Source organism: Desulfobotulus pelophilus (assembly GCF_026155325.1).
Classification (GTDB): Bacteria; Desulfobacterota; Desulfobacteria; order Desulfobacterales; family ASO4-4; genus Desulfobotulus; species Desulfobotulus pelophilus.
Genome location: NZ_JAPFPW010000036.1, coordinates 1 through 9629, shown reverse-complemented (window position 1 = coordinate 9629; position 9629 = coordinate 1). Strand labels below are relative to the sequence as shown.

General features: G+C 53.2%; 10 protein-coding genes and 1 pseudogene. 2 read left to right on the top strand and 9 right to left on the bottom strand.

Annotated features, from left to right (window positions below):
- From OOT00_RS15470 to OOT00_RS15435, 8 genes and pseudogenes are all read right to left on the bottom strand, one after another.
- Positions 1–396: pseudogene (locus OOT00_RS15470) on the bottom strand (pyruvate:ferredoxin (flavodoxin) oxidoreductase); the annotation flags it as partial.
- Positions 397–491: 95 nt separating this feature from the next.
- On the bottom strand, positions 492–1067 hold the full coding sequence (locus OOT00_RS15465) for an electron transport complex protein RnfA (protein WP_265426331.1): 576 nt from the start codon (positions 1065–1067) through the stop codon (positions 492–494).
- 8 nt (positions 1068–1075) lie between these two features.
- Positions 1076–1672 carry an electron transport complex subunit RsxE gene (gene rsxE / locus OOT00_RS15460; protein WP_265426330.1) on the bottom strand — a complete coding sequence of 199 codons (597 nt, stop codon included), beginning with the start codon at positions 1670–1672 and terminating at the stop codon, positions 1076–1078.
- A complete protein-coding gene (rnfG, locus tag OOT00_RS15455) occupies positions 1673–2263 on the bottom strand; it encodes an RnfABCDGE type electron transport complex subunit G (RefSeq protein ID WP_265426329.1) in 591 nt (196 codons plus the stop codon).
- On the bottom strand, positions 2251–3222 hold the full coding sequence (locus OOT00_RS15450; RefSeq protein ID WP_265426328.1) for an RnfABCDGE type electron transport complex subunit D: 972 nt from the start codon (positions 3220–3222) through the stop codon (positions 2251–2253). Before OOT00_RS15450 ends, rnfG begins: the two co-directional genes overlap by 13 nt.
- On the bottom strand, positions 3219–4532 hold the full coding sequence (locus tag OOT00_RS15445; protein WP_265426327.1) for a 4Fe-4S dicluster domain-containing protein: 1314 nt from the start codon (positions 4530–4532) through the stop codon (positions 3219–3221). Before OOT00_RS15445 ends, OOT00_RS15450 begins: the two co-directional genes overlap by 4 nt.
- A gap of 71 nt (positions 4533–4603) precedes the next feature.
- Positions 4604–4972: a cytochrome c3 family protein gene (locus tag OOT00_RS15440; protein WP_265426325.1), complete on the bottom strand. Its 369-nt coding sequence runs from the start codon at positions 4970–4972 to the stop codon at positions 4604–4606.
- Between the two features lie 183 nt (positions 4973–5155).
- Positions 5156–5665: a SoxR reducing system RseC family protein gene (locus OOT00_RS15435; protein ID WP_265426324.1), complete on the bottom strand. Its 510-nt coding sequence runs from the start codon at positions 5663–5665 to the stop codon at positions 5156–5158.
- Positions 5666–6122: 457 nt separating this feature from the next.
- Here OOT00_RS15435 and OOT00_RS15430 point away from each other — a divergent pair, with 457 nt between their 5' ends.
- Positions 6123–6959, top strand: coding sequence for an RnfABCDGE type electron transport complex subunit B (locus OOT00_RS15430; protein ID WP_265426323.1), 837 nt, complete (start codon positions 6123–6125; stop codon positions 6957–6959).
- 76 nt (positions 6960–7035) lie between these two features.
- On the opposite strand, the gene OOT00_RS15425 is transcribed toward OOT00_RS15430, so the two are convergent.
- The gene (locus OOT00_RS15425; RefSeq protein WP_265426321.1) at positions 7036–7710 is read right to left on the bottom strand and encodes a YkgJ family cysteine cluster protein; all 675 of its coding nucleotides are present in this window, start codon (positions 7708–7710) and stop codon (positions 7036–7038) included.
- Between the two features lie 325 nt (positions 7711–8035).
- Between OOT00_RS15425 and OOT00_RS15420 the strand changes: the two genes are divergently transcribed.
- The gene (locus OOT00_RS15420) at positions 8036–9304 is read left to right on the top strand and encodes an aromatic amino acid transport family protein (RefSeq protein WP_265426320.1); all 1269 of its coding nucleotides are present in this window, start codon (positions 8036–8038) and stop codon (positions 9302–9304) included.
- The last annotated feature ends 325 nt before the right edge of the window (positions 9305–9629 follow it).

The window sequence follows — 9629 nt, the reverse complement described above, 5'->3', positions numbered from 1 at the left end:
GTCCTGATGATCACCGAAAATGGAAAGGGCATGGGCAGCCACGGCACGGGCCGTAACATGGAAAACGGCAGGCAGGAGTTCGCCAGCCATTTTGTACATGTTGGGGATCATGAGGAGAAGCCCCTGGGATGCCGTAAAGGTGGAGGTCAGGGCTCCTGCGGCAAGGGCACCGTGCATGGAGCCTGCTGCACCGGCTTCGGACTGCAGCTGGCGCACGGTCACTGGCTGACCGAAAATATTTTTACGACCGTCCGCAGCCCAGGCATCGGAAATTTCGCCAATGGGGGTGGATGGAGTAATGGGATAGATGGTGGCAAGGTCGCTGAAGGCGTAGGCCACATGGGCCGCTGCGGTATTGCCATCGATGGTCATGAGCGTTTTTTGTTTTGCTGCCATGATGTCTCCTTAAGGGTTGTACCGTGGATTGCACGGCTTCATGAAAAGCTTGTGGCTTGCTGATAAAAGGGAATAAGGGCTTCCGGGATTTTCCTTCAGCCCATGCCTTTGAAGGCAAAAAAACTTAAAGAGATGACTCCTGCGGTGATCAGCCCGATGGCCGTATCCCGGAAAGGTCCGGGAATTCGTTTCTGGAAAAGCCTTTCCCGTATACCCGCAAACAGGGTGAGGGCCAGACCAAAGCCAAGGGCATAGGCCGTGGAAGCAACAAGGGTCTGCAGGAAGGTGTATTCCGCACTGATGGCCAGAAGGCAGGCACCCATGACGGCGCAGTTGGTGGTGATGAGGGGCAAAAAGATGCCCAGGCCTGCGTAAAGGCCGGGTGCACTTTTTTTAAGAAACATTTCCACAAACTGTACCAGTGAGGCAATGATGAGAATAAAGGCGATGGTGCGCAGAAAGGTGATGCCGAGGGGCGCCAGAAGCCAGTGTTCCACCATCCAGGTTACGGATCCTGCCATGACCAGAACAAAGAGTACGGCCATGGACATGCCCGTTGCCGTTTCCATGGCCTTGGATGTTCCCATGAAAGGGCAGATGCCGAGATACTGGGTGAGAACAATATTATTGACCAGAATGCAGGTAATGGCCAGGAGGATATAGGTTTCCATGTTCTCTCCTATCGCCGCTGACTGATAAGGTTCATGAGTCCCAGCAGAATACCGAGGCCGATAAAGGCACCGGGGGCTTCCACCAGAAAGGCGAGGGGTTCATATCCGGGGCCGAAAACTCCATGTCCCAGAAAGGTACCGTTGCCAAAAATTTCACGTACAGCCCCCAGAGTTGCCAGGGAGAGGGTGAACCCTATACCGATACCGAGGCCGTCTGCCAGAGATGGAAGAAGGCTGTTCTTGCTGGCAAAGGCTTCGGCCCTTCCCAGTACGATACAGTTAACCACAATAAGGGGAATGAAAATGCCCAGCTTTTGATACAGCGGATAGGTGAAGGCCTGCATGAGCATATCCACGATGGTAACAAAGGTGGCGATGACCAGAATATAACAGGCAATGCGCACCTTGGGCGGGATCTGGTTTCTCAGGAGTGATATGAGAATGTTGGAGCAGACCAGTACAAAGGTGGTGGCAAGACCCATGCCGATGCCGTTTTCAACGGTCATGGTCACGGCCAGTACGGGACAGAGTCCGAGCACAAGGCGGAAAGGAGGAATTTCTTCCCACAGGCCCTTCAGGAACTCTTTATGGAGGGGACGGGGCATTTATTCCTCCTTTTCCGTGGTAGGGGATTCAAGTTCGGGCTTCAGTCGCAGATAGGCGGCAGAGGCCCGTTCCACTGCCTGAACCACCGCACGGGATGTGATGGTGGCGCCGCTGATGCTGTCCAGATCCCCTCCATCGCTGCGGAGGTTTTTGGGTGAGGCGGCTTTTTTTCCCGTAAACTGACGGGTGAACGAAGGCTCTTCCTTGGCTCTGGAACCGATACCGGGGGTTTCGCTGTGGGTTGTGACGCCCGCTCCAACGAGGGTATCGTCTTTGAGCCGGAAGCCCACCATTACATGGACATCACCGGAATACCCCTGCGCCCTGTCTTCCAGAACCATGATTCGGTCATTGTTCAGGCTGCCGGGGAAAATAAGGTAGTCGTTGCTGCCGTCATTCAGGGTAAAACGGTCGGCAATGGGGTCGTTGTTCGTGCCTTCCAGAATCTGCCGGATGACCGGTGCCTTTTCATTGGCCAGTTTTTGTCTTTCAATGGGGTCTTTGGTCCACTGCTGCAGCCCTGCCAGCACACCGCCGGAAACAGCACTGAGTATGGCAAGGGTGACCACCATGCGTATCAGTTCTCCCATGAGGACCTCCCCAGGGCTTTAGGCCGCATCCGATCCAGGATGGGGGTAAGAAGATTCATCAGCAGAACGGCAAATACCGCCCCGTCTCCATACATGCCCAGGTTCCGGATGATGATAACCAGCGCTCCGCCGCCAAGACCAAAGAGAATCATGGGCAGGGGAAGTACCGGAGAGCCCGCATCTTCCGGCATGAGAAAGAAGGCGGCAAAAAGGGTGCTGCCCGTAAGCAGATGGAAGATGGGACCGGCATAGGCTTCGGGGTTGACAAGCTGGAAGCCTGTGGCCGTAATGAGAATGCCTGCGATAAAAGAAAGGCAGATTTCCCAGCGGGAAATGCCTTTAAGCATGAGAATAAGGCCTCCGATGAGAAGACCTGCCGCACAGCCCGTGCCGATATGGGCAATCTCTCTGCCCATAAAGAGATCTGCGTAGCTGAACCGTAAAGCCGCTTCTGCGCCCATGGCCCTGACTTCAACCAGAGGCCATATGGCCGGGAAGTCAAGGGTATAATGCAGAAAAGTACGATCCAGATCATAGAGATGGGGCCATGATATGAGCAGAAGAGCCGTTGCCAGTGCGGTGGGGTTGAAAGGGTGGGTACCCGTTCCCCCGTAAATTTCCCGGCCGAGACCGATGGCAAGACCCGTGGCACAGATAACTGCCCACCATGGCATGGCCATGGGCATGAGCATGGCAATGAGAAGACCCGTAAGAGCAGCCCCTCCGTCTCTGGCGGCAGAAGGTTTTCTGCTTATGGTCTGGAAGATCATTTCCCAGAGCATGGCTGAACCCACGGCCATTAGCACCACCGCTACTGCCGGAGCTCCGAAGCGCCATACCGTGGGCAGGATGGCCGGCAGAGCGGCAAGGATAATCAGCAGGTGACGGCCGGAAATTCTCTGTCCGCAGTGGGCAAAAGGGGCATGCCTGACGGTAAGGCGGGTTGAAGAAGTGATCATTCGCCCACCTCCTGACTCTGCGTACCGCTTTCTGCCGGATGGCGGCGGTGTTCGTATTTGGCCAGCTGAATATACTGGAATATGGGAATGCGACCGGGGCAGACAAAGCTGCATAGGCCACAGTCAATGCAGCTCATAAGGTCAAATGCCTCGGCAGCTTCTTCATAGTGACCGGCTTCCAGTACCCGTAACAGCAGGTTTACGGGAACCCGTGCGGGACAGATGCGTACACAGGCACCGCAGTTGAGGCAGGCTGGTGTCTGGCAGGGCACTCCCCTTTCGGGAGCCTGTACCAGCAGGGTATCCGTATCCGGACAGATGGGGAAGTCCTCGGCATATACGGCATAGCCGGTCATGGGGCCCCCGAGGATAACATTGTCACCGTACTCGGCCTTGAGCCCGAGATGTTCCAGAACGTTGGAAACGGGTGTGCCGATGCATACGGAAACAAGGTGACCCACACCATCTTTTCCCATGACCTGCAGCAGTTTCTGCATGGGTGGTACCCCGGTGGCATAAAGCGTTCCCATGGATGCCAGTGCTTCTGCCTGCAGTACGAGGGTGCCGGCTTTGATAAGGGGTTCTTCCGCAGGCGCTTCCTCGCCCGTTACCGTGCGGTGCAGGAGTCGTGGTGAAGCGGCCGGATATATGGGAGCGATACCGTAAACGCGGCAGTCTTTTGTGGTATCCCATTCTTTCTGCTGGCCTTCGGCCACCATGAGATGAACGGATGCAAAAGGCCAGGTGTTCCGTATCCAGTCAAGTCCGGCTTCGAGGTCGTTTTTTCTGGTTTTCAGAACATACTGGTTGTTGGTGGCGAGTACGTCGGAGCCGAGGCCATTGATGATGACTCTGGCAGGAGGCGTTTCCGGCAGGGCGGGTTTTCCCGGAAGTGCCGGTGCTGCACGGAACATGTCACTGCCTGCAAAGGGCCGCGTACCCGATGGCATGTCCGTTTCACCCGCTTCAATGGTAAGGGTCATGTATACGCGGCCGTAGTCTCCCACATAGGGTGCCATGTCCGTTACCACGCCGGAAATGGGAGCTATAACCGCCTGGCCTTCCTCCAGGAGCTGCAGAATCTGTCCCTGACTTACGGCATCTCCTTTCTGGAGTTTGAAAGCCTTTCCGGGAATCTGTTTGAGACGCAGCAGCGCTTCCCTCCCTCCCATACCGGGTTCAAGGCTTTGGTCCATAAGGAGGGTGACGCTGGAAGGGAGGGGGAGCGGGTCCGGGCTGGGTGGCGTTGGGGGTAGCAACGCATATCGCAGCCGGGAAGAACCTAGGGTAAGAAGTCGGTTAACAATCATGGAGTTTCTCCTGATGCGAATGTGAATATCCCTCTCAGATAAGGGGACTGGCTGAAGTTGCCCGGCCGGAATCAGCGGCTGTGGCAGGATGCACAGTCCACCGGACCCGCCTGTTCTTCTTCATGGCACTGGATGCACTGGTCGTGAAGAGCATCGGTGTAGGAAAGCATGAAGGGGTCATCGGAGTCTTTCTCGTGGCAGGCCAGACAGGAAAAGGTGTCATCTCCGTACTCAAGATTGTGGTGGCAGCTGGCACAGTCCAGCCCGTAGGTTTCCGCATGGATCTGATGGTCGAAAAGGACGTTCCCGGCCTTTCCTTCAAAGAGAATGCGTACGGGATCCATGGGCGGAGCCTTGGGGAAGAGGATGTAGGCAACAAGGCCCAGTGCGGCAAGCAGGATAGCGAGGGCCACAAGCGTTTTGGGAGGAAGTTGCTGCATGAAAGTCCGCCTTTGGGTGTGGGTCAGGTTCCGGGTTATGCCTGATGATTGCCGAAGGTTCCCTCCTGTGAGGGGTTGGTTCCTGTGCATGGCCCCGGTGGCATTCTGCCATCGGGGCCGTGGAGACAGGAGGTTCAGGCAGCCTGCTTGCCATAAAGGCTAGCAAATTAAATGCCATGCTTGTTATAGTTTTGTTTTTATATTGAAAACATTGATTTCGCTTTTCTCTGCATGACGCGGGTTATCTTCTTTGTCCGGAAAATCAGACTTGTGAAGCCGCTTGAGGATGCGGGGACCGTAGGCTGGCGATTTTGCCATGTTGTGACTGATTCTGCGGATAACGAAAAAAGCCGGAACAAGAGAAAAGATGGCCGCAAGTGCAGCCAGAGGGTCCGCTGGCAGTTGCATCCGGCTGGCTGCATGGTGGGCCGTCAGTGCTACAAGAACAAAGCAAAAAACCGGTGTGATATAGAGGAGGGCCATGACCCTCAGGAATTCCTGTGAGCCGATTCCAACCAGAACCCTGTCTCCTGTGTCAATACCCGGAAAGGTCTTTACCTGAATTTCCATGGTGGCCGTATCCACTCCGCAGATTCCCTTTGCCCTGCATGCGGAGCAGGCTTCAGGCCTGCAGGCGCGGACTCTGGTTTTATCCGGGGATGTGGCCGTTACAACAGCTTCTGTGGTACGCATGGCAGCATCCTTGTATTTGGTTTGTCTGGCAGGTGAGGGGCATGGGGTTGTTGATGTATCGTTGAGTCGTTCGTAGCATTATCCCCGCTCCTTGTCAGGAATAAGCAAAAGACAGGCCATAATCTATCGGATGGCAGGAGGTGTGGCTGTACAACCGGGCTGATGGCATAGATTTTGTAGGTATATTCCTTCAGAAAAGGAAGTGTGCCGTATTCGAAGATAGTTTTTTATCCAGAATACAGGTAGTTTACCCTTTTGTGCAAGTCTTCTTGTGTTTTTTTGTGTACAATGGGAAAAAAATCCGTCCGGAAAAGAGGACTGGTTGGTGGTGCAGGATGGCTGGATATGGAAAGACAGGCTGCTTTCCATATGGAAGGCAACGTTGCACAGAGAATTGTCGGCCCCTTATTTTCCGTAAGCCCTGCTCACAGGGAATCCGAAAGGAGAAGCTTCTGCCATGAATATCCTGATTGCTGTGCTGGCCTTAAGTGGCCTGGGTGCCTTGATTGGTCTTTTGCTGGCCATAGCGGACAAGTTTCTCTATGTGGAGGAGGATCCTCGCATTGATCTTGTGGAAGGCGTACTGCCTTCGGGGCAGTGTGGTGCCTGCGGTTATGCAGGATGTCGGCAGTATGCGGAGAAAGTGGTGCTGGAACCGGGGGTTTCGCCTGCTCTCTGCCTTCCCGGTGGCGCGGATGTGGCCACAGAAGTGGCCCGTATAGCTGGCAAGGAAGCAGAGGAAATGGTTCCTTCCAGAGCTGTTGTGGCCTGCGGTGGTGGTCAGGTGGAAGGTTGCCACAGCCTTTTTGCCTATGAGGGAATAGCAGACTGCCGCGCCGCTTCTCTTCTGACCGAAGGTGAAAAGGCTTGCAAGTGGGGATGTCTGGGTCTGGGAACCTGTGTTGCCGTTTGCCCGGAAAAAGCTGTTTTTATCAATAGCAGGGGTATTGCCGAAGTGAAACGTGATGCCTGCATCGGATGCGGCCTCTGTGTGCGTGCCTGTCCCAAGGATGTGATCGTCATGGTGCCGGAAACGGCAAAGACCATGGTTATGTGCCGGAATCCCGAAAAGGGCGGAGAAACCCGTAAGGCCTGTGATTTTGGTTGTATTGGTTGCCGCCTGTGTACCAAGGCCTGTCCCCATGGGGCTGTTGCCATGGATGGGAACCTTCCCCTCGTGGATTATGCCCGGTGTGCCGTTTGTCCGGAACCCGTGTGCCTTGAAGTGAAGTGTAAGCCCGGATGTTTTCTGCCTGTTCCCGGACTGCCGGTACCGATGGTTGCAGCGGCCTGATGATTCCCGGGCTGTGAGTGGCGGTGGAAGAGATATGGGCCGGACAAGGGCGTGCGGTGTACCGCACGCCCTCCTGTTATACGGGGATGCGTCTGGGTTTGATCACCCATCCGGAATCTTTCTTTTCTATTTTCAGATCGAACATGGCAGGCATGGTCTGCATCAGCGGCCTGCCAAGGAGAAGGTCCGCCATGGTTGCCATCTCTGGTTTTTTTTCCTGCATAACTTCCCGGATATGCTTGTCGTAGAGAAGTATATCTCCCAGTTTCCGGGTACTTTCCGCGTCTTTTCCTCCATTTTTTTCCAGCTGATCCACAAGGTCCCGGATCTTTTCATAGCTGCAGCGCTTTTCATGATCCTCAATAAGATCCCAGAGACCCTCCATGCCGCCGAAGATATCTTTTCGTGTGAGCCGGTCCTCCCGGTAGCGGGCCAGCAGGGCTCGGGTATCCCAGCATTTAAGCAGGCGACATTCCACGGGGCGGGATGTGTAGATTTCGCAAGCGTCTCCTTCTGCGGAAAGGTGGGTGCAGGCCCAGTCCCTTTGTTTGTCTGGCTGGATTTTAATGATTTCTTCTTCAAGGCGAATTTTTTTATTTTCAACAGGATCCATGCCAATCTCTCCTTTACGCAGGGTAAAGAGATGGTTGGCAGGCAGTTTGCCCTGCATGATGAGGAATTTGTCTTCAATGTGCAGGGCCGGGCCGCCTTTGCGGCAGCATTCGCCGCACTGGGTGCAGGATGTCTGCATGGTAACTCCTTATTCGTTGTACTTATATTACATTAAGGATCAGGTCTTTATAAAGTTGGTGACCTTGCTGGTCTTTCCCGGCGGACTATCTTGTAAGAAGCCTTTATCCTGAAAGAGGGGCTGGTGTCAAAGCCTTCCCAAATAAGATTCTGATTTCGGAGAAACGGACAGGGGTCTTTTGAAGCTTGCTGAAAAGGAGTATTTTTTGTAACCATGCACCTGTGCTGCAGGCCCCTTGCGGGGCCTCTATTATTTTTTTGGGGCCGGTTTTCCGTTTTTCAGGGAAGGCCCGCTGATGGCTAACCAGTAAAGGAGCGTTGTGATCATGGGTTCTGTGAGTGGAGAGGCAGAGAGTGAGGATGGTACGTGGCCATGGATTTTAACCCTTTTTGGAACGGCTGTGGGGGCCGGTATCCTTTACCTTCCGCTGCAGGCGGGTATTTCAGGTATGGCTGCCCTTGTTTTCCTCTCTCTGCTTATTTTTCCAATCATTTATTATTCCCACCATTCTGTGGTGGAGTTACTTGCCCTGGGTAATGAGCGGCTGGATTATTCCGGCATGGTAGCTCACTATATGGGTAAATTTGCCGGAGTTCTGGTAATAGCTGTTTTTTTTATTACCTTTTTTGCTGTGCTTTTTTCCTATGTACTGGGTCTGAACGCCAATTTAGGTGCCTATGGGGTAGACTTGGGGATTACGGAGACCAACTGGGCCAGAGGCCCTTTTTTGACACTGATGATTCTCTGTTTCTTTGCTCTGCTGCAGATGATTAACAGAAGAACGCTGCTCCGGATTGTGGCGTTTGCTTCTACTCTGATGATTTTTTTTCTTTTTGCCATATCAATGTATCTGATTCCTTTCTGGAGTGTTTCCTCATGGGAGGGTCAGTCTTCCTTTTGGGATTTTATTACCGATGCCCTGAGAATCTTTCCCATTCTGACCTTGTCCTTTGTTTTTTTACCTGCCATGTCTTCTATGGTTATGTCTTTCCGTAAGAACGAGGAAGCGTTGAAAGACAGGGACTTGAACAGGCTGAAAGGAATCGTCTGGAAAACGTCTGTTTTACTTCTCTTCTTTGTGCTTTTATTCGTTTTTTCCTGTGTACTTTCCCTTTCACCCGATGAGTTTGGGGCAGCCATACAGGATAATCTGAATTGTCTTACCGTACTGAGTTATAAAGAAGGTATTTCGCCCGTGCTGGCAAACATCGGTGTTCTGGTGGGGCTGGCGGCACTTTTTACTTCGTTTATTGGTGTTTTTTTTGCGGTTCATGAATCTGCCTATGAGCTGGTCACTATGTTGGCATCCATGGCTGGCAGGGGGAGCGTCTGCAGAAAGAAGGCAGAGATGTGGATTTCTGTTTTCATTTATCTTATGCTGTGGGGAATGGCAGCAGGTAATCCATCGGTAATGGATGTGTTTGGTTTTTTTGTTGCTCCCCTTGTGGCAATTTTTCTCTTTATTCTTCCCGTTGTTATTCTGGTCAGGGTCAGGGGTCGGAAAATGCTGAAAAGCCCGTCTCACCTGTTCGTCTTTTTTTCAGGTGTTTTTATGCTGTTTTCCTATGGGCTGGGGTCCTATCTGCAAGGGTAGTACGCCTTGCCTGTTGCCGGGAAAAAGACATCAGGACGTAATTTTGTTCAGGCATATGCTGGGTGGGCCATGCAGAGTTATGGCCTGTTTGTCTGATGGATATAAAAAATGGGGAGACAGGGCCTTGGTTCAGGCTTCTGTCTCCCCATTTCGGTTTTTTTAGTCCATCCCTGCGGCCTGAGGCGGCAGAGATGGTTGTATTTTACTCTCCACAGACGCTCTTGGGGTCTGCCATGAGTTTAAGGGCCTGATAGCGCTTGGTGTACTGGTCCTCAATGGAGGCCCTGAGTTTTCTGGATTCTTCAGGAAAGGTTTTTTCCAGCAC

What these genes read in the sequence shown, in the direction of transcription:
- OOT00_RS15420 (WP_265426320.1), top strand. Translation starts at nt 8,036, where the DNA reads ATGGGTTCTGTGAGTGGAGAGGCAGAGAGTGAGGATGGTACGTGGCCA.
- OOT00_RS15430 (WP_265426323.1), top strand. Translation starts at nt 6,123, where the DNA reads ATGAATATCCTGATTGCTGTGCTGGCCTTAAGTGGCCTGGGTGCCTTG.
- OOT00_RS15465 (WP_265426331.1), bottom strand. Translation starts at nt 1,067, where the DNA reads ATGGAAACCTATATCCTCCTGGCCATTACCTGCATTCTGGTCAATAAT.
- OOT00_RS15450 (WP_265426328.1), bottom strand. Translation starts at nt 3,222, where the DNA reads ATGATCACTTCTTCAACCCGCCTTACCGTCAGGCATGCCCCTTTTGCC.
- rnfG (WP_265426329.1), bottom strand. Translation starts at nt 2,263, where the DNA reads ATGGGAGAACTGATACGCATGGTGGTCACCCTTGCCATACTCAGTGCT.
- OOT00_RS15425 (WP_265426321.1), bottom strand. Translation starts at nt 7,710, where the DNA reads ATGCAGACATCCTGCACCCAGTGCGGCGAATGCTGCCGCAAAGGCGGC.
- rsxE (WP_265426330.1), bottom strand. Translation starts at nt 1,672, where the DNA reads ATGCCCCGTCCCCTCCATAAAGAGTTCCTGAAGGGCCTGTGGGAAGAA.
- OOT00_RS15435 (WP_265426324.1), bottom strand. Translation starts at nt 5,665, where the DNA reads ATGCGTACCACAGAAGCTGTTGTAACGGCCACATCCCCGGATAAAACC.
- OOT00_RS15445 (WP_265426327.1), bottom strand. Translation starts at nt 4,532, where the DNA reads ATGATTGTTAACCGACTTCTTACCCTAGGTTCTTCCCGGCTGCGATAT.
- OOT00_RS15440 (WP_265426325.1), bottom strand. Translation starts at nt 4,972, where the DNA reads ATGCAGCAACTTCCTCCCAAAACGCTTGTGGCCCTCGCTATCCTGCTT.